General features: G+C 67.0%; 19 protein-coding genes and 2 riboswitches. Of the genes, 9 read left to right on the top strand and 10 right to left on the bottom strand.

Features of this window, described 5'->3' with window-relative positions; genetic code table 11:
• Window positions 1-80: 80 nt before the first annotated feature.
• From KUV38_RS09400 to KUV38_RS09385, 4 genes are read right to left on the bottom strand one after another with little or no spacing between them, the layout of a single operon-like run.
• A complete protein-coding gene (locus KUV38_RS09400) occupies window positions 81-875 on the bottom strand; it encodes an ABC transporter ATP-binding protein (protein WP_222469797.1) in 795 nt (264 codons plus the stop codon).
• Window positions 868-1,842 carry a FecCD family ABC transporter permease gene (locus KUV38_RS09395; protein WP_222469796.1) on the bottom strand — a complete coding sequence of 325 codons (975 nt, stop codon included), beginning with the start codon at window positions 1,840-1,842 and terminating at the stop codon, window positions 868-870. Before KUV38_RS09395 ends, KUV38_RS09400 begins: the two co-directional genes overlap by 8 nt.
• Window positions 1,839-2,828 (bottom strand): FecCD family ABC transporter permease, encoded by a 990-nt coding sequence (locus tag KUV38_RS09390; RefSeq protein ID WP_222469795.1) that lies wholly within the window; start codon window positions 2,826-2,828, stop codon window positions 1,839-1,841. Before KUV38_RS09390 ends, KUV38_RS09395 begins: the two co-directional genes overlap by 4 nt.
• Window positions 2,825-3,751, bottom strand: coding sequence for an iron-siderophore ABC transporter substrate-binding protein (locus KUV38_RS09385; protein WP_222469794.1), 927 nt, complete (start codon window positions 3,749-3,751; stop codon window positions 2,825-2,827). The genes KUV38_RS09390 and KUV38_RS09385 overlap by 4 nt, the downstream gene beginning before the upstream one ends.
• Before the next feature lie 296 nt (window positions 3,752-4,047).
• Between KUV38_RS09385 and KUV38_RS09380 the strand changes: the two genes are divergently transcribed.
• The 8 genes from KUV38_RS09380 (at window position 4,048) to KUV38_RS09345 (ending at window position 12,407) form a co-directional block, all read left to right on the top strand.
• Window positions 4,048-5,391: a serine/threonine-protein kinase gene (locus KUV38_RS09380; protein WP_261385187.1), complete on the top strand. Its 1,344-nt coding sequence runs from the start codon at window positions 4,048-4,050 to the stop codon at window positions 5,389-5,391.
• Between the two features lie 25 nt (window positions 5,392-5,416).
• On the top strand, window positions 5,417-6,316 hold the full coding sequence (locus KUV38_RS09375) for an FHA domain-containing protein (RefSeq protein WP_222469792.1): 900 nt from the start codon (window positions 5,417-5,419) through the stop codon (window positions 6,314-6,316).
• Window positions 6,309-7,196, top strand: a complete 888-nt coding sequence (locus KUV38_RS09370) for a PP2C family protein-serine/threonine phosphatase (RefSeq protein WP_222469791.1) — start codon at window positions 6,309-6,311, stop codon at window positions 7,194-7,196. The genes KUV38_RS09375 and KUV38_RS09370 overlap by 8 nt, the downstream gene beginning before the upstream one ends.
• Before the next feature lie 62 nt (window positions 7,197-7,258).
• The gene (locus KUV38_RS09365; RefSeq protein ID WP_222469790.1) at window positions 7,259-8,347 is read left to right on the top strand and encodes a hypothetical protein; all 1,089 of its coding nucleotides are present in this window, start codon (window positions 7,259-7,261) and stop codon (window positions 8,345-8,347) included.
• Window positions 8,344-10,629, top strand: a complete 2,286-nt coding sequence (locus KUV38_RS09360) for a dynamin family protein (RefSeq protein ID WP_222469789.1) — start codon at window positions 8,344-8,346, stop codon at window positions 10,627-10,629. The genes KUV38_RS09365 and KUV38_RS09360 overlap by 4 nt, the downstream gene beginning before the upstream one ends.
• Complete coding sequence (locus KUV38_RS09355; protein WP_222469788.1) at window positions 10,626-11,378, top strand: dynamin family protein; 753 nt, start codon at window positions 10,626-10,628, stop codon at window positions 11,376-11,378. Before KUV38_RS09360 ends, KUV38_RS09355 begins: the two co-directional genes overlap by 4 nt.
• On the top strand, window positions 11,375-11,764 hold the full coding sequence (locus KUV38_RS09350) for a hypothetical protein (RefSeq protein WP_222469787.1): 390 nt from the start codon (window positions 11,375-11,377) through the stop codon (window positions 11,762-11,764). Before KUV38_RS09355 ends, KUV38_RS09350 begins: the two co-directional genes overlap by 4 nt.
• Window positions 11,754-12,407: a hypothetical protein gene (locus tag KUV38_RS09345; RefSeq protein ID WP_222469786.1), complete on the top strand. Its 654-nt coding sequence runs from the start codon at window positions 11,754-11,756 to the stop codon at window positions 12,405-12,407. The genes KUV38_RS09350 and KUV38_RS09345 overlap by 11 nt, the downstream gene beginning before the upstream one ends.
• A 36-nt stretch (window positions 12,408-12,443) precedes the next feature.
• Here the strand turns inward: KUV38_RS09345 and KUV38_RS09340 are convergent, their stop codons facing one another.
• Genes KUV38_RS09340 through nrdH form a run of 6 tightly spaced genes read right to left on the bottom strand, consistent with a single transcriptional unit; the run spans window position 12,444 to window position 16,587 of the window.
• Window positions 12,444-12,599, bottom strand: a complete 156-nt coding sequence (locus KUV38_RS09340) for a hypothetical protein (protein WP_222469785.1) — start codon at window positions 12,597-12,599, stop codon at window positions 12,444-12,446.
• 42 nt (window positions 12,600-12,641) lie between these two features.
• Window positions 12,642-12,827, bottom strand: a complete 186-nt coding sequence (locus KUV38_RS09335; RefSeq protein ID WP_222469784.1) for a nucleoside triphosphate pyrophosphohydrolase family protein — start codon at window positions 12,825-12,827, stop codon at window positions 12,642-12,644.
• Window positions 12,827-13,807 (bottom strand): class 1b ribonucleoside-diphosphate reductase subunit beta, encoded by a 981-nt coding sequence (gene nrdF, locus KUV38_RS09330; protein WP_222469783.1) that lies wholly within the window; start codon window positions 13,805-13,807, stop codon window positions 12,827-12,829. Before nrdF ends, KUV38_RS09335 begins: the two co-directional genes overlap by 1 nt.
• Before the next feature lie 11 nt (window positions 13,808-13,818).
• Window positions 13,819-15,951 carry a class 1b ribonucleoside-diphosphate reductase subunit alpha gene (gene nrdE, locus KUV38_RS09325; protein ID WP_222469782.1) on the bottom strand — a complete coding sequence of 711 codons (2,133 nt, stop codon included), beginning with the start codon at window positions 15,949-15,951 and terminating at the stop codon, window positions 13,819-13,821.
• The gene (gene nrdI, locus KUV38_RS09320; protein ID WP_222469781.1) at window positions 15,933-16,361 is read right to left on the bottom strand and encodes a class Ib ribonucleoside-diphosphate reductase assembly flavoprotein NrdI; all 429 of its coding nucleotides are present in this window, start codon (window positions 16,359-16,361) and stop codon (window positions 15,933-15,935) included. Before nrdI ends, nrdE begins: the two co-directional genes overlap by 19 nt.
• 4 nt (window positions 16,362-16,365) lie before the next feature.
• Window positions 16,366-16,587: a glutaredoxin-like protein NrdH gene (gene nrdH, locus KUV38_RS09315; protein WP_222469780.1), complete on the bottom strand. Its 222-nt coding sequence runs from the start codon at window positions 16,585-16,587 to the stop codon at window positions 16,366-16,368.
• A gap of 100 nt (window positions 16,588-16,687) precedes the next feature.
• Window positions 16,688-16,882, bottom strand: a riboswitch (cobalamin riboswitch).
• Between the two features lie 129 nt (window positions 16,883-17,011).
• Window positions 17,012-17,213, top strand: a riboswitch (cobalamin riboswitch).
• 115 nt (window positions 17,214-17,328) lie between these two features.
• Here nrdH and KUV38_RS09310 point away from each other — a divergent pair.
• Window positions 17,329-18,558, top strand: a complete 1,230-nt coding sequence (locus KUV38_RS09310; protein ID WP_222469779.1) for an aromatic ring-hydroxylating oxygenase subunit alpha — start codon at window positions 17,329-17,331, stop codon at window positions 18,556-18,558.
• Window positions 18,559-18,560: the final 2 nt, after the last annotated feature.

The following is an 18,560-nucleotide window of genomic DNA, read 5'->3' as shown; positions in this document are numbered from 1 at the left end:
ATGGGCTGGCTGCTGGGTAATTCCTTAACAAATTACTCGGAATTGAAAAGCCGGTATCGCGGGGCTGTTGCGCAGATGTGTCACTCGGGCACGGTGCGGCGCGGCAGGCAGAGCGGCGTGCCGGTGTCGGGGTCGGTCAGCACGGTGGCCTCGACGTTGAAGGCGGTGCGGAGCACCTCGGGGGTGACGACCTCGCTGGGCGGACCGGCGGCGATGATCCGCCCGGCCTTCAGGGCGACCATCGTATCGGCATGGCGGGCGGCCTGGCTGAGGTCGTGCAGCACGGCGACCACGGTTGCGCCGTATTCTTTCACCAGCCGTTCCATCAGGCCCAACACCTCGACCTGATGGGCGAGGTCGAGATAGGTGGTGGGCTCGTCGAGCAGCAGGATAGTGCTTTGCTGGGCCAGCACCATGGCGATCCAGGCCCGCTGGCGCTGCCCGCCGGAGAGCCGGTCGACCAGCGAATTGCGCAGGTCGGTGAGCGAGGTCAGCGCCAGCGCCTCCTCCACCGCCTCCTGGTCGCGCGCGCGCCACGGCCCGAGCACGGAGCGGTGCGGGTAGCGCCCCTGCTCCACCAGCTCCTCCACCGTCATTCCTTCTGCCGGGCTCGCGCTTTGCGCCAGCAGCCCGATCTCGCGGGCGAGTGCCCGGGTGGAGCGACGGGCGATGGAAGCACCGTCGAGCACAACCTGCCCGGAGGCGGGGGCGTGCAGCCCGGCCAGCGCGCGCAGCAGTGTAGACTTGCCGCAGCCGTTCGGCCCCACCAGCGCGGTGAAACGGCCCGGCTCGATGGCGAGGTCGAGGCCCTCGATCACGGGGGTTGCGCCGTAGGCGAGGCGGAGGGTGCGGGCGGCGAGGCGGGGGTCAGTCATTGCGGCGTTTCCAGAGGAGGAAGGCGAAGAAGGGCGCGCCGAGCAGCGCGGTGACGAGGCCAACCGGCAGTTGCAGCGGCGGGGCGGTGCGGCGGGCGGCGATGTCGGCGGTGAGCAGCAGGGCCGCGCCAACGAGAGCGGCGGCGGGGATCAGGCGGGCGTGGCGCGGGCCGGTGAGGGCGCGGGCGATGTGGGGCGCGGCGAGGCCGACGAAGGCGACCAGCCCGGCGGCGGCCACGGCGGCGCCGGAGAGCATGGCGCAGGCGAGGATGGCGAGGGCACGGGCGAGGTTGACCGGCTGGCCGCGCGCTCGCGCCACGTCATCGCCCAGCGCGATCAGGTCCAGCTCCCGTGCGGCGGCCCAGGCGAGCAGAGCGGGCGGCAGGGACCAGCCGAGGAGGTGCGGCAGCTTCTCCCAGCGGCTGTCCTGCAGCGAGCCCGCGAGCCAGACCATGGCGCGTTGCACATAGGCCGGTTCCCCGAAGACAGAGATCGCGCTGGCCCCGGCGCCGGCTAGCGCCGAGAGGCCGATGCCCACGAGGATGATCCGCGTGCCGGTGGTGCCCTGCCGCCATGCGAAAGCGTAGATCAGCACGGCCATGGCGAGGGCCCCGCCGAAGGTGAGCCAGGGCAGTGCAGTTTCAGGCAGGCTGCCGACCTGCACGATCACCACCATCGCCGCCAGCGCCGCGCCCGCGTTGACGCCCACGATGCCCGGATCGGCCAGCGCGTTGCGCATCACCGCCTGCGCGATGGTGCCCGCGATGGCCAGTGCCGCGCCGACGAGCAGGGCGGTGACGGCGCGGGGCAGGCGCAACTCGGTGACGATGATGCGGGAAGGGGCGGGCACACCTTCGGCCCCAAAGAGCGCCCCAAGCACCTCGCCCGGCGGCACCGGCTGGTCGCCCAGCGCCAGCGCGGCGACGAAGGCGAGCACGACGAGTGCACAAAGCAGCGCCAATCTCATCTGCGCACCGCCCCGTGGCTGCGGGCGAGCGAGATGAAGAAGGGGGCGCCGATGAGCGCGAGCGTGATGCCTGCAGGCATGTCGACCGAGAGGAGCGCCCGGGGCGCGGTGTCTGCCAGCAGCGTCAGTGCCGCGCCGCCGAGGATCGAGAGCGGCAGGATGCGGCCATATCCGCCGCCCAGCGTGAGCCGCACCATGTGGGGCACCACCAAGCCGACAAATCCCAGCGGCCCGGCGATGGACACGGCAGAACCTGCCAGCCCGACAACGCAACAGGCGGCGATGGCCCGCCAGAGCGCTGGGTTTTGCCCGATGCTGCGGGCCACGTCGCCGCCGAGGCTGAGGGTGGTGAACTGGCGGGCGAAGACGAGCGCCGCCGCGAGGGAGATCGCGGCATAGGGCAGGACGGGGAGCATTTGCGCCAGTTGGCGGCCCTTCAGGCTACCAGCGGTCCAGAACCGCACGGCATCGAGGGTCTGGCTGTCGATCAGCAGGATCGCGGTTGTAAGGGCGCCGAGGAAGGTCGCCACGATGACCCCCGCCAGCACCAGCCGGATTGGCGTGGCCCCGCCGCGCCCGGCGGAGGCCATGGCATAAACCAGCACCGCCGCCGCACCCGCGCCACCGAAGGCGCACCAGATCAGCGCGCCGCTTGCGGTGACGCCAAAGGCCGAAAGCGCCACCACCACCACGAAGGCCGCGCCCGCGTTGACCCCGAGCAACCCCGGCTCGGCCAGCGGGTTGCCGGTGACCGCCTGCATGATCGCCCCTGCCGCACCCAGCGCCGCTCCGGCGGTAAGTGCTGCCACCACCCGCGGCAGCCGCACCTGCCAAAGGATTGCATCGGCCCGCCCCTCGCCCGGCGCAAGCAGCGCCCGCGCGGCCTCTGCCAGCGACAGCCCTGCGGCCCCGGTGGCCAGCGACCAGAGCGCGACGAGAAGGATCAGCAGGACCAGCCCAAGGGAATAGGCGGCGGTGCGCGTCATTCAGACCCGATCACGTAGCGTTCAATATCGTCTAGCACCCCATGGGCCGAGGCGAGGCCCGAAAACTGCATCCAATGCCCGTGATCCACCCGGTGCACGTGGCCGGCCGCCACCGCAGGCAGCATCTGCCAAAGCGGATTCGCAAGCACCTCCTCATGGCGGCCGTCCTTGTCGCTGTCGTTGGTGCCGCCGACGATGTAGAGAAGGACGTCGCCATCCAGTTGGGCAAGCTCTTCCCAGTCTGGCCGCTTCATTGCCTCTGCGGGGTCATCGGTTGTTTCGTATTCCGTCCGCTGCACGCCGGCCTGCCGCATGACGTTGAAGGGCGCATAGCCCCCCGGACTGTCGAGATAGACCTGGAAATCCCAAGACGTGATCCGCACTACGGAGACCTTGGTGGGCGGCACGCGGGCGGCAATGTCCTCGATCCGCGCATCCAGCTCCGCAAGCTGCGCCTCAATCTCGGCCTCCTTGCCGGTCAGCCCTGCCATTAGGCCGTAAAAGGCGCGCCAATCCGTGCTGGTATAGAGTAGTGTCGGGGCGAGCTGTGAGACCATCGGGTAGACCCCGCTGGCCATCGACTCGGAGCCGACGAAGCCCACGATCAGGTCGGGTTGCAGGGCCACCAGCGTCTCGAGGCTGGGCTCGGTGACAAAGCCGAGCGAGGTGATCCCGCCCTCGGTAGCGCGCGCGTTGAGCGCCTCATCACTCATCCGGTCGAGCGGGGCACCGACGATTGGCAGACCCACGTCGAGCCCGATCCCGAGGCCGAAACTGGCATCGAGCACCACCACCCGCTGCGGCGCGGCGGGCAGGCAGAGCGGAGCCTCATATATGCCCGGGTCGTCAATCGCCACGCCCTCGCAGGCCTCGGCGGCCAGCGGCAGGCCAAGAAATGAAAGTGCTAGGGCAGCGCGGATCATCTGGGCACTCCGGTAAGAAATCTGGAATGGCTCGAGACGATCCTCTGGCTCGCCCCATAGACCAAGACCGGGCACCGAGTGTCAATGTCCACCATGAAGCCAGCCGTCGGGCGCCGGGCGTCACCAGACCGTGCTCAGCCACAGAGAATTTGCAGAAAATTCAAAGCGTTCAGCACTGCTCTGCCACAATTCTGACGGTGTAATACCCAAGAGCCGCCCGACATTCGCCAATGCGTCTCCGCGAACGGGCAATGGGTGGGGCGCGCCTTATCCGACGCTGCAAGAGCATGGCTTCAATGAACGCACTGTCACCAATCTCTTCTTCTTCTGCCGTCACCGGCGATGAACTGCCTCCGGGGACGGTGCTCGGCGGCGGCCAGTACACGATCGAGCGGTACCTCAACGGTGGCGGCTTCGGTGTGACCTATCTCAGCCGCGACAGTTTGGGCCGGCCGGTTGTTATCAAGGAGTGCTTTCCCGGCGCCATGTGCTGCCGCCGGGGCGCTTCGGTACGGTTGCGCACGACCTCGAACATCGGCGCTTTCGATCAGGTTCTGGATCTGTTCAAGAAGGAGGCACGGGCCCTTGCCGCGCTGGCGCACCCCAATGTGGTGGGCGTTCACCAGATCTTCGAGGAGAACGGCACCGGCTACATGGCGCTCGATTACGTCGACGGCCCTGACCTGCTGGACCTTTACGAGAAGGACCCGGCCCGGTTCACCCCGGCGGAACTCAATCGCATCCTGCTCTGCCTGCTGGATGCGCTCCGATACGTCCATGACAGCGGCACGCTGCATCGCGACATCTCGCCCGACAACATCCTGATGGGTCCAGATGACGCCCCGATCCTGATTGATTTCGGCTCCGCCCGCGCCGGGGCCGCCCGGACAAGCCGCATCCTCAGCCAGGTTTTCACCGTCAAGGACGGTTACTCGCCGCAGGAGTTCTACCTGACCGACAGCCCGCAGGGCCGCTCCAGCGATCTCTATGCGCTCGCGGCGACCATGTATCACCTCGTCACCGGCGCGCCGCCGCCCCACTCGAACCAACGGCTCGCCCATGTGGCCGAGGGCAAGCCCGACCCCTACGTGCCGCTGCGCGGCAACTGGCCGGGATTTGACGGGCGGTTTCTGGAAGCCATCGACCAGTGCCTGAGTGTTTTCCCGAAGGACCGGATGGACTCGGCTGGCCAATGGGCCGCCTTCCTCGTGGCCGAACGCCGGACGGGCAAGCCCGACACCCGAACGGACGAAGACGCAGGCATCGAACGCCGGATCACTGACTTGGTCGAGGAGACCCGTAAGGCCATCGAGGAGGATCGCCGCAAGGGCGTGGCGCACAAGCAGGTCCGTCCGCGTACCGTGAGGGCGCCCGCGCCGCCGCCCCGTGGTCGCGACCCGAGCTATTGGGCGATCCTCAACGAAGACCCGCAGGAGCTTGCCCGCGAGGCCGCCGCGTGGCGGGCGCGGGAGACGCAGCGCCGGACCGCGCAGGCCGAGGGCGCGGCAATGGGCGAGGCGGAAGGCGTAGGCGCCACGGAGAACGCCACGGAGAACGGCACGGAGGCCGGGCCGGAACCGCACAAAGGGTTCTCACTCGCCGGGCTGCTCGGGCTGCGGCGCGACAAGGGCAGGCCCTGAAGCAACTGGAAATGGAGGCAGAGTTATGAAGTTCATCGGAGACCTGATCCCGAAACGGCGCCCCGTTCATGTGGACGCCCCGATTTCAGCTATTGCGCCGACGGCTGGACCGGATGCGCTGGATGAAGCTGTTGAGGCTTTGGCCGGCGATCCGGACGGGCAGGGCGCGCGCGGCCCGGTGCGGGTTGTGGAGGGCGGGCAGCGCCCGGAGCGCCAGCCCGGTGAGGCGCGGCGCAAGGCCGTGGCTGCCGCGGCGCGGATCGAGGGCATTCCGCGCGAGGCGCCGCCCGAACCTGCTGCGCCCGCGATCTGGGATATCGAAGCGCCGGAAGCCGACCTGCCGCCGCCGCCCACCCCGGATCGCGCGGCGCCCGCGGACCCGGCTGTGGCACCCGAACCGCTCCACCAAGCACCGGCCCCGGTCACGCCGCCGATCGATCCACCCCTGAATCCCCCACGCGATGCCGCCAGTGACAGGGTGCGCACCCGGCTCATCGGCTTTGGCACAGAGCCGCAATCCGATGCCTTCTCCGCCACGGCCGCACGGGCCGAAGATACCCGCTTTCCGATCGGCTGGCTTGTGGTGGTGGAGGGCGCCGGGCGCGGTGCGTCTTTCACCCTCACCTCCGGGCTTTCGACCATCGGGCGCGGCGCCGATCAGGCCATCTGCCTCGACTTCGGCGACACCGCCATATCGCGCGAGTGCCACGCCGCCGTGGCCTATGATGAAGAGGAGCGCCGCGTGCTGGTCGGCCACGGAGGGCGCTCTAACATCGTCCGCCTGAATGGCGAGCCGCTGGTTTCGCGCGAGGAGATGCAGAACGGCGACCTGATCCGCCTCGGCAAGACGACGCTCCGCTTCGTGGCCTTCTGCGGGCCTGACTTCGACTGGGAGCAGGGCGCGGAAGGCGCGGCGGATGAGTAGCCTTCTCATCGACGCCGCCAGCGCCAGCTGGATCGGCACCCGCAGCCGTCAGGAAGATTCGGTGCTTACCAACATCCCGCAGGGGGACGAGCCGGGGCTGATCGTGCTTTCCGACGGCATGGGCGGCCATGCCGATGGTGACATCGCCAGCCGTGCTATCGTGACAGAGGTTCTGGCCGACCTCTTCCTCGCCGCCTGCCGCCCCGATGCCATGCGCGTTCACGGCGCCGATATCCTGCGCCGTGCCGCCGAGGCCGCAAACATCCGGCTCCGCGATCATACCAGCGCGGGCGTCGGGCAGGAGGGCATGGGCGGCACGTTGGTTTCGGGTGTGATTCAGGACGGTAGCCTGCGCTGGCTCTCGGTGGGTGACAGCCCGCTCTACCTGATGCGCGGCGATGCGCTCCAGCGGCTCAATGAAGACCACTCCCTCGCCCCGCAGATCGACCTGATGGTGGCCCAAGGTGAGATCGACGCGGAGAGCGCCAAGACCCATCCGCAGCGCGGCGTGCTTACCTCAGCACTGACCGGCGGGCCGATTGCCAAGGTGGATTGCCCCGACGAGCCGATGGCGCTGCACCCCGGCGATATCGTGCTCTTCGCCAGCGACGGCATGGATGCGCTGGGCCGCACCCGGATCAGTGAGCTCCTGCGCGATCACCGCCACCGCGCGGCCAGCGCCATCGCGGAGCGCCTGATCGAGGCGGTGGAGCGGCACGGCGCACAGGATCAAGATAACGTGTCCGTGGTCGTCGTCGCGGTGCGCCCCCCGCCTTACGAGCGTGTGGAGCGGGTGACCCCCACACATCCCGTCCCGGCCTGGCGCCAGTGGGCCGGGCATGTCTTCGCGGGCCTGCGCCCGAGGGGAACGCAGCCGTGACCATGCAGCCAGACATCCCCGCGCTGGTCGCCGCCCTGCGCGCGCTGAGCGCGGAGCGGTCGTTGCCCCGCCGCAAGGTGCGCCGGGCGGCTCAGATCGCAGATCGCCTCTCGCGGCCCGCCCGCGTGGCCTTTCTCGGCCTGCCTGCCGGACAGCAGGTGGCCCGCGCCAACGCGGTGCTGGGGCAGGGGCTCGTCGACCCGGCCTGGCCGACCTGTCGCCTGATCTACGGCGAAGCGCTCGCGTTCACGGCCAGGCTCTCCGACCGCCGGGTGGTCGCGGGTGAGGGCCTGCCTGACCTCGCAAGCTTTCCCGTGCCGCCCGCGTTTCTGGAAATCGCGGCCCCGATTGATTTGCTGAAAGAACTCACGCTGCTTGTCGTCAGGGCCGGGACGCCTTGGCAGGAGCAACAGGCCGCGCTGCATTGGGCCGCCCGGCAGACGGACATTGCCCTTTGGTGCGCCGCCGAGCCGATGGAGGCGGCGGAATTTGCGATCTGGCAGGCCGCGCCGCAGGCCCTTGCCAACCACAGCTACCTGCTCTCCCCGGGCCGCTGCCACGCCGAGGCGGAGGCGGCGTTCGGAAACACCGTGAGTACGGACGCCCCGGATTGGCCGGACCGTCTGCGCGCCTCCCTCGCCACCCTCACCCGAGAGGCCCGCCAAGAAGACGCGGACATTGGGGCTCTGGTGCTGCGCGACGTCGCGCGCATCATGCCTCGTAAGCGCGAAGAGGGCGTGCTGTGCGTCGCTTCTCAGCCGGAGGCCGCGGCTCCGGACGGGGAACCACCAGCCGTGGAGACAAAGCCGGAAGCAGACCGCGCCCCAGAAGCTTGGAGGCTGGCCTCCAAGCTGCTCCTGACGCTCCGGCGCGGCGCGGCAGAGGTGCTCGACCTTCTGAACCACGATACCTCCGATGACGCTCTTGCCGCTGAAATTCTCGAAAGGGCGGAGCGGCTGCTCTCCGCGCTCAAGGTCCTGCTCACCGATGTGCTCCAGCCCCCGGCGGAGCTGACCGACCTGATGGCAGAAGCCGAGGAGACATTAATTCTTTTGAAATACGAAGGTGGTCTTGATCAGGCGGTGGCGGCCGCGTCGGTTCTGGTGCAGGTCAGGCAGGCGATCGAAACGCATTTGGAGAAGGCAGCATGAGCACAGACAAATCTCCGAACCAAAGCGAAGGCGTCGATACCGATCTGATCAAGGCGCTTGTCGGGCAGGCCAGCCAGCCCGAGCCGAGCCGCAAGCCTGTGCCTAGGCCGCGCACCAAGACCCGGCTGATGACCCCGCCGACGGCCCAAAATTTGCCGCCTCAAGGCGAAGTGGAGAGCAACCCGCCCGCCGCATTCGTCCCGGAGGCCGCAAAGCATGAGGCAGCGCCGCCAGATGCACCCGCGCCGGGTATCGCCCCACCGCCTGCCGAACCCGCACCCGATGCAGGCCTCGCATGGCTCGCCGACATGGCCTGCTCCGAGAGTGCCGAGGCGCGTCGTGCCTCTTTGTTGGCGCGGGCGCTTGAGGGGTTCACCCCGCTGGCTGAAGACCTCGCCAAGCTCGAGGCGGAGGCCCGGCAACTGGCCAAACACGCCAACCCGGAGGTCGCGGGCGAGGCCCGCCGCCTCTTGCTTCGCTTGGCGGAATTCGAGCCCAGCGTGGTGATGATCGGGCAGGTCAAGGCGGGCAAGACCAGCCTCGTGAACGCCATGATCGGCACCCCCGGCCTGCTGCCCGCCGATGTGAACCCGTGGACCTCCGTCGTGACCTCGCTCCACATGATGCCCAAGGGCAAGGAGGGAGCCGAGCGCGCCGCTTTCCGGTTCTTCGACGAGGAGGCTTGGGCCAACCTCCTGCAACGCGGCGGCCGCGTGGGTGAACTCGCCAACCGGGCGGGCGCAAATGCGGAACTGGAGAAGGTTCGCGGCCAGTTGGAGGAGATGCGCGAGCGGTCCCGCCAACGCCTCGGGCGGCGCTTCGAGATGCTCATGGGGCAGAGCCATGACTACGAAGAATACGATCAGGCACTGATCGAGCGCTATGTCTGCCTTGGCGATGACTTCTGGGATCGCACCGACACCTCCCGCCAGCGTGGCCGCTTTGCCGATATCACCCGCTCCGCAGACCTGTGGCTCAACCGGCGTGAACTGCCGATGAGCCTGTGCATCCGCGATACGCCGGGGGTGAACGACACCTTCATGATCCGCGAGCAGATCACGATCGGCGCGATCCGGGGCAGCAAACTCTGCGTGGTCGTACTGTCGGCGATGCAGGCCCTCTCCTCGGTCGACCTCGGTCTAATCCGGTTGATCTCTAACCTGAAGAGCCGCGACATCGTGATTTTCGTCAACCGGATCGACGAGCTGGAAGATCCGGCAACCTCGGTGCCGCAGATCCGCGAGAGCATCGAGGAGACGCTTGCGCGCAGCGAGGTGCCCAAGGGCGTCCGCATCATCTTCGGCAGCGGCCACTGGGCTGGCCATGCCTTCGATGAGGACCTCGGCGGCATCGGTGCGGACAGCGCGAATGCGTTGATGAGCTACGCCGCCGCCACGCCCGGACCAGAGGGCGAAACCGCCGACGCCCTGCTCTGGCGCCTCTCCGGCTTGCCCGAGCTCTACGCTGTTCTGGCCGAGCGGGTGGCCAGCGGTGCAGGCAAGTCGTTTCAGGCCCGGTTCGGCACCAGCCTGAAGAACCTGACCCGCACGATCGACGCCATGAAAACGGCTGCGGACCGTTCAGGCGTCGATCCGATCCCGGGCGTGCCTGCCAACCCGCCCGTCGATGTGACCAAGGATATCGAGAAGCTGGAACACGAAGCCGTCACCAGCCTCACCGCGCAGCTTTGCGATGCCCGCCGCGGCTTCGCTGGCCGGATCGACCGGGCGCGTCACACCTTCATCAGCCGCGCCACCGCCGCACTGCTGGATCATCTGGATCGCCACGGTGAAACCACCGTCTGGTCCTACGATCCTGTCGGGCTGCGCACCCTGCTGCGCTCCGCCTTTCAGGTTCACCTGCGCGACATGCTGAGGATCGGCGAAGACATGTACTACCGCACCGCCTGCGACCTGAGCCGCATTCTCGCCACTGCGCAGGGGCTGGAAGCGGCCGACGACATCGTCGCACCGCCGCCGCTGCCCGAGGCGCCGCCACCGCTGGCCCTCGGCCAGACCATCGCACTTGATCTCAGAGGGTCATGGTGGACCCGATTTTGGCGCCGCAAGCGCGGGTACGAGGCCTATGCCGAGAGCTTCGCGCAGCTCATCGAGGAAGAAACCACCCCGATCATCGAAGGCCTTTGCCGCGATACCGCGGAACGGTTCGAGGGCGACATCCGGGCCACGCTGATAGAGTTCGTGCAAAGTCAGGGCCGGGTTCTGAACAGCCTCTCGCGCGCGGCCTCGGCGCCCGCTGTGCCGACCGGGTCAGACCAATGAACAGCCAGGTCCAACCGCACCGCGTCCGCGCGGACAGCACAGCGCCCAGTGCGAAGCCGCGCATCGCTCTTCTGGGAGAGTTTAGCGCCGGCAAGAGCACACTGGCCAACGTGCTGCTCGGGCAAAATGTCAGCCCGGTGCAGGTCACCGCGACCCAGATGCCCCCGATCTGGTACAGCCACGGGCAACCGGCCTGCACCGGCATCCGCGCCGATGGCAGCGAGGTGCCCATCCCCGGCGCAAACCTGACTTCTGAGGTCTTGGACGGCGTCCGGGCCGTCAGGGTATCGATGGAGACCGAGGTGCTGCAATTTTGCGACCTCATCGACATGCCCGGCACCTCAGACCCCAACCTCTCGATGCCCACATGGGAGGCCATGCTCTCCGTCATCGACGGGGTCATCTGGTGCACGCCCGCCTCCCAGGCCTGGCGACAGTCCGAGGCCGCGCTCTGGGAGGAGGTCGGCGGTGACCTCGCGGACAGTTCCATGCTGCTCGTCACACGGATGGACAAGATCGCAGAGGCGGGAAACCGGGAGCGCATTCTCGACCGGGTGCGGCGTGAGACAGCGGGGAATTTCAGCAACATTCTCGGCATCTCGCTAACAGAGGCGCTACGTGCGGGCCGTGACGATGCCTTGCTGGAAGCCTGCGGCGGCCACGCCGTCGCGCAGAGCCTGATGGAGATGATCCACCGCGCCGAGCGCCGCGCGCCCGTCAAGCACGTCGGGACAGGGGCCAGCCAATGATGCCCGCGGCCCTCTCCGAAGGCATGAGCCTTGCCGATCTGGAGCACCTGCGGCTCCGGCTTTCGGGCTGCGAAATCGCGATGCTCGCCGACATTGCCGCAACCACGGTTTTGGGCGTGAGCTCGGCGCTCGCACACCCCCAGGAGCACTACGACCAGCTCTGCACGCAGGCCCGAACGGCGCTGACCTACGGCGGGCGGCCCCGGCCCTATGCAGTCCTCGCCGGCCCCCTCGGCGTGCGCCTGCATCTGCGCGCACCCGACCACCCGGACGAGGTCTTGTCCCTCGTCCTCCCGCGCCTCGCGGATGTCGACCTGGCGCTGCAACTCGCAGAGGCCGCCCTGACCGGCAGGACGCTTGCCGGAGAAGCCTCAAATGGATCGTGACACCCGCGCCGCGCTGCGATCGGACCTGCTAGATGCCGCCGCGGAGGGCCTTGGTGCCTCCGCGCCCATCGCATTGCCTGACCGCGCGCTGCGACACGCCCGAATCTTCGGGCAGATCCGGGCGACGATCCTGCCCCGGATCCTAGTCATCGAAAGTGAGGGCAATCCGCCGCTGAAACTGGAGGTCGCCAATGGCCGAATTCTTGCGATGGATGCCACAGGGGAGGGGGGGACCCTCGCCCCGTTGTCCTCCGCCGATCTGTCCCAACTGACCTCCGCGCTCGAGAAGATCGCGGAGCAGCCCGGCCCGATTACCCGCCGCTCCTTTCCGATCCCGGACGGACGCCCCACTTTTGCCACCGGCATCGCAGCCTCACAACTCCAGCTCTCTGAGCAGTCGTTCGACTGGCCGGAGAGCGTGGCAGAGTTGTTCGCTACATCGGGGCAGGGGATCGGCCCCAACGATGCGGAGGCGACTGCAGGCATCACGGGCGAAGGCGAAATCCTGATCGTGGGCGCGGATGATCCTGCGGGTTATCCCGAATTCGAGGCCAGTAACTCAGGCCGCAGGGTTCACGGCTGTCTCAAAGGCCACACCCCGGGGCAAGTCGTTGCGGCCTGGGCGCAAGTGCTACGCGCGTGATTGCCTGCACGCACCGCTAAAGCCCCGGTGCCATCCTCACCGGCCCAGCAAAGGCGCCAACTCCGGTCGACGGAAGGCAGGGCCTTTCAGCACCTTGCCATCCTCGCGCAGCACCGGGCGGCCATCCGCCCCGAGCTTCGACATGTTGGAGCTGTGAACCTCCTCCATCGCCGCCTGCTTGATGCCGTGCATCCCGAACTCCAAGAAGGTGCCGTCGAGCACATACTGGATGTCTCAGAGCGCATCGAGCACCTCGGTCATGTCGCCCGCCTCGACGGCGGTCCGCAGCTCGGCGACCTCTTCCTCGAGGATCGCCAGCCGCATCTCTGCCCGCGCCTCCGGGATGCCCGGGGCAGGGGCCACCGGCACATCGAAGGCCTCGTGCCACTCGCGCACGATGGAGAGCGTGTCGCGCCCCATCAGAAGTCCCAGTCCTCGTCCTCTGTCGCCACCGTCTTGCCAATAACGTAGCTTGAGCCGGAGCCCGAGAAGAAGTCGTGGTTCTCGTCCGAGCCGGGCGACAGCGCGGCCATGACCGCCGGGTTCACCCGGCAGGCATCCTCGGGGAAGAGCGCCTCGAAGCCGAGGTTCTGCAACGCCTTGTTGGCGTTGTAGTGCAAGAACGCCTTCACATCTTCGGTCAGCCCCAGCCCGTCGTAGAGCTGCTCGGTGTAGCGGGCCTCTATGTCGTAGAGGTCGAAGAGCAGGGCAAAGGCAAAGTCCTTCAGCTCTGTCCGCTCCGCCTCGGGCAGCCGCTCCATCGCGCGCTGGAACTTGTAGCCGATGTAATAGCCATGGATCGCCTCGTCGCGGATGATGAGGCGGATCAGGTCGGCGGTGTTGGTCAGCCGCGCCCGCGACGACCAGTGCATCGGCAGGTAGAAGCCGGAGTAGAACAGGAAGCTCTCCAGGAACACGCTGGCGATCTTCTTCCGCAGCGGGTTTGAGTCGGCGTCATACTCGTCGAGGATCAGCCGCGACTTGGCCTGCAAGTGCTCGTTCTCCGACGACCAGCGGAAGGCTTCATCAACCTCCGAGGTCTGGCACAGCGTTGAAAAAACAGAAGAATAGCTGCGCGCGTGAACAGCCTCCATGAAGGCGATATTGGTCAGCACGGCCTCTTCATGGGGCGTTTGCGCATCGGGCATAAGCGTCGGCGCCCCCACCGTGTTCTGGATCGTGTCGAGCAGGGTCAGCCCGGTAAACACCCGGATCGTCAGCTGCCGCTCGTCATCGGTGAGCTGCGACCAGCTCTGAATGTCGTTCGAGAGCGGCACCTTCTCGGGAAGCCAGAAGTTGGCGGTGAGCCGGTTCCAGATTTCGAGGTCCTTGTCGTCCTGCAGCCGGTTCCAGTTGATCGCGGCAGGGACGGGGCGGGCGGTGGTGACAGTGTCTTTCATCGGAATGCTCCTTACAGCGTGCAGGACACGCAGCCCTCGACTTCGGTGCCCTCCAGCGCGGCCTGGCGCAGGCGGATGTAGTAGATCGTCTTGATCCCCTTCTTCCAAGCGTAGATCTGGGCGCGGTTGATATCGCGCGTACTTGCCTCGGCGGGGAAGAACAGTGTCAGCGAAAGCCCCTGATCCACATGCTCGGTGGCCGCGGCATAGGTGTCGATAATCGCCTCGGGGCCGATCTCATAGGCGTCGCGGTAGAACTCGAGGTTCTCACCGGTCATGTAGGGCGCGGGGTAGTAGACACGGCCGATCTTGCCCTCCTTGCGGATCTCCACCTTGGCGGTGATCGGGTGGATCGACGAAGTGGCGTAGTTGATGTAGCTGATCGAGCCGGTGGGCGGCACGGCCTGAAGGTTGCGATTGTAGAGCCCGTGCTCCATCACGTCGGCCTTCAGCGCGGCCCAATCCTTCTTGGTGGGCAGGGTGATGCCGAACTTCTTGAACAGCGCCTTCACCTCGGCGCTTTCGGGCCGCCAGGTGCGGCTGACGTATTTGTCAAAAAAGCTGCCATCGGCATAGGCTGACGCTTCGAACCCCTTGAACCAGCTGCCCTTTTCTTGCGCCAACGCGCAGGAGGCGGAGAGCGCATGATAGAGCACGGCGGCAAAATAGACGGAGGTGAACTCCACCCCCTCGGGCGAGCCATAGTGAATGCGCTCGCGGGCGAGGAAGCCGTGCAGGTTCATCTGGCCGAGGCCAATGGCATGGCCCTCGTCATTGCCCTTGCGGATCGAGGGCACGGAGTCGATGGCCGACATCTCGCTCACCGCGTTCAGCGCCCGGATCGCGGTGCCGACCGAGGCACCAAGGTCGCCGCCGTCCATCGCGCGGGCGATGTTCATGCTGCCGAGGTTGCAGGAAATATCGGTGCCCATCTGCGCATAGCTCAGATCGTCATTGAACGCCGAGGGTTCGTTGACCTGAAGGATCTCGGAGCAGAGGTTCGACATGGCGATGCGGCCCGCGATCGGGTTGGCCTTGTTCACCGTGTCCTCGAACATGATGTAGGGATAGCCGCTCTCAAACTGGATCTCGGCCAGCGTTTGGAAGAAGGCGCGGGCGTTGATCTTCTTCTTCCGGATCTTCGGGTTGTCGACCATCTCGTCGTATTTCTCGGTGACAGAAATCTCCGAGAAGGCGCAGCCATAGACCTTTTCAACGTCATGGGGCGAGAAGAGGTACATGTCCTCGTTTTTCTTCGCCAGCTCGAAGGTCACATCGGGGATCACCACGCCAAGGCTCAGCGTCTTGATGCGGATCTTCTCGTCGGCGTTCTCGCGCTTGGTGTCGAGAAAGCGCAAAATATCGGGGTGGTGCGCGTTCAGATACACCGCCCCCGCCCCCTGCCGCGCGCCCAGCTGATTGGCATAGCTGAAGGAATCCTCCAGCAGCTTCATCACCGGGATCACGCCGGAAGACTGGTTCTCGATCCCTTTGATCGGCGCACCGTGCTCGCGGATGTTGGTCAGCATCAGGGCGACGCCGCCGCCACGCTTGCTCAGTTGAAGCGCCGAGTTGATGCCGCGCCCGATGCTCTCCATGTTGTCTTCTAGCCGCAGCAGGAAGCACGAAACGAACTCGCCCCGCGCCTTCTTGCCGGCGTTCAGGAAGGTGGGCGTCGCGGGCTGGAAGCGGCCGGAGAGGATCTCTTCCATCAGCTGCATGGCCAGCGCCTCCTCACCGCGCGCCAGCGCGAGCGCGTTCATCACCACCCGGTCCTCGTAACGCTCGAGGTAACGCTGCCCGTCCCGCGTTTTCAGCGTGTAGGAGGTGTAATACTTGAAGGCGCCGAGGAAGGTCGGAAAGCGGAACTTCTTTCCGTAGGCCGCATCCCAGATCGCCCGCTGGAAGTTCTTGGAGTACTGGTCCAGCACCTGCGGCTCGTAATAGCCCTCGTCCACGAGGTAGCCGAGCTTCTCGTCAAGCGAGTGGAAGAACACCGTGTTCTGGTTGACGTGCTGCAGGAAGTACTGCCGCGCGGCCATCTTGTCGGCCTCGAACTGGATCTTTCCCTCGGCGTCGTAGAGGTTCAGCATCGCGTTCAGCGCGTGGTAGTCGAGGCCCTGCGTCAGGCTGGCGTCAAGCATTGTGTTCCCCAGAATGTGTCGAGCCCGGCGCGGATGCGGGCGATGTCGGTTTCGGTGCCTGCCAGCTCGAAACGGTAGAGCAGCGGCACGTTGCACTTGGCGGCAATCACCCCGCCCGCGCGGGCGAAGGTGGCGCCGAAATTGCGGTTGCCCCCGGCGATCACGCCGCGCAGGAGCGCCCGGTTCTCAGCCCGGTTCAAGAAGGCGATGACCGGCTTGGCCACCGCGCCCCGGCCTTCGCCGTCGGCATAGGTCGGGGTGATGAGCACGAAGGGCGCGGTGACCTGTGGCACCGGTGCCGTCGCGCTCATCGGCAGGCGGGTGGCGGGGAGGTCCAGCTTCTCCACCAGACGGGCGGTGTTGCCCGACCCGCTGGAGAAGTAAACCAGATGCCCCCGCGCCGCGCTCATCGGCTCAGGAGAGCCGGCCGATCATGTCGGGGCGGAACCCGGCCCAGTGGTCGTCACCGGCAACGACGACGGGAGCCTGCCGGTAGCCGAGGCCCTGCACCATCTCCATCGCGGTTTCGTCCTCGGTGAGGTCGATCACGTCAAACGGCAGGCCGCGGGCCTCGAGGGCGCGGGTGGTTGCGGTGCACTGCACGCAGGCGGGTTTGGAATAGACGGTGATGGTCATGTTTTTGTCCCCTTGGGTCTTGCCTGATTTTTTCCGGCGGTGGGGACACGGAGACGGGGCTCTGCCTGATGCCCGCCTGCGCGCCCGGGCCCTCCGCCGCGGTCGTCGTTCATGCTCTGGCAGGTCTCCTGACTTTGCGGCTCGAGCGCCGGTGGTTCGCCTTCCCGGTGTTGATTCACCAGTGGATTTGAACCGCGACTCGCCGCTTACAGTTGCGGGGGCAGTGCCGGATTTACACCGGCTTCCCTCTTCGCCCCCGAGTCTTCCCGGGGGAACCAAAGCTCCACCATATTGGGCGGCAGGGCAGAGGGGTGTCAACATCTAGTGGTGTGCTCAGCGCGATTATTCTGTGGATGAATTTCGGGGCGTGTCTTTTTCACCGCGCGCTGCGTCGCAAACCGTGTATCCCGGCGGCCCCTCTGCGCGTATCACGGAGCTACAGGGTGCGGGCCGACAGGCTCGAGAATTGGGAAGCCGGTGCAACTCCGGCACTGCCCCCGCAACGGTAAAGCCGTGATGGGGCGTGGCAAGGCCACTGGGCGGGAGGAGCCCGGGAAGGTGCCGCGCTTCGGCCCCGCAAGGGCCACGGCCAAGTCCGGAAACCAGCCCTTGTGGAACACGTCGAACCGCGGGTGGCGGTCATGGCGCCTGACGGGTCGGCTCCTCCCCGCCGCGCCTGAAACGGCTCCTGTCTGCCCTCCGCCCCAACGGGCCCGCAGCGCGCGGCCGGAGACCTGAGAGATGAGCCAAGCGATCCACGAGCTGCTTGCCCGGCACCGGCCCGGCCATGCGCTGGAGCAGCCGTTCTATACCGACCCGGGCATCTTCCGCACGGATATGGAGACCATCTTCTACCGCGAGTGGCTCTTCGCGATCCCAGCCTGCGAGCTGGAGAAAACCGGCAGCTACGTGACCCAGCAGATCGGCGCTTACAACGTGGTGCTGGTGCGCGGCGCCGATGGCGAGATCCGGGCCTTCCACAACACCTGCCGTCACCGTGGCTCGGTGCTCTGCAAGCACGAGCGCGGGGTAGGGCCCAAGCTGGTCTGCCCCTACCACCAGTGGACCTACGAGCTCGATGGCCGCCTGCTCTGGGCGCGCGACATGGGGCCGGATTTCGACGCCAGCCAGCATGGGCTGAAGCCAGTCCACTGCCGCAACCTCGCCGGGCTGATCTACATCTGTCTTGCCGAGGAGGCGCCCGATTTCGAGGCCTTCGCCGCCAAGGTCGGCCCCTATCTGGCACCCCACGATCTGGGCAACGCCAAGGTCGCGCACCAGAGCTCGATCATCGAGAACGGCAACTGGAAGCTGGTCTGGGAGAACAACCGCGAATGCTACCACTGCGCGGGCAACCACCCCTCGCTCTGCCGGACCTTCCCCGAAGACCCGGTGATTGGTGGCGTGGCGGCCGATGGCAGCTGTCCGGCCCCCGTCGAGGCGCATTTCGCGCGGCTGGAGGGCATGGGCGCGCCATCGCGTTTCTTCCTTGACCCGCAGGGCACCTACCGTGTTGCGCGGATGCCGCTGCTCGAAGGGGCGGAGAGCTACACGATGGACGGCAAGATCGCCGTAACCAAGCGGCTCGGCCACATCCCGGCGCGGGATGCGGGTACGCTGCTGCTTTTCAGCTACCCCACCACCTGGAACCATTTTCTGAGCGACCACTCCATCACCTTCCGCGTGACCCCGATCTCGCCGATGGAGACCCGTGTCACCACAACATGGCTGGTCCACAAGGACGCGGTCGAAGGCGTGGATTACGACCTCAAGCGCCTTACCGAGGTCTGGACCCACACCAACGACGAAGACCGCGAAGTGGTCGAGAACAACCAGCGTGGCATCAACTCGCCGGTCTATGAGCCGGGGCCCTATTCGGCGGTGCAGGAAGACGGGGTGATCCAGTTCGTCGCGTGGTATTGCGCCACGCTGGCCCGCGCCCTGCCACCGCTGCGCGTGGCGGCGGAGTAGGG

The sequence above is a fragment of the Vannielia litorea genome, from assembly GCF_019801175.1.
In the GTDB taxonomy this organism is placed as follows: domain Bacteria; phylum Pseudomonadota; class Alphaproteobacteria; order Rhodobacterales; family Rhodobacteraceae; genus Vannielia; species Vannielia litorea_B.
The sequence above is the reverse complement of the archived record's forward strand: the minus strand, read 5'-3'. Positions and strand labels throughout refer to the sequence as shown.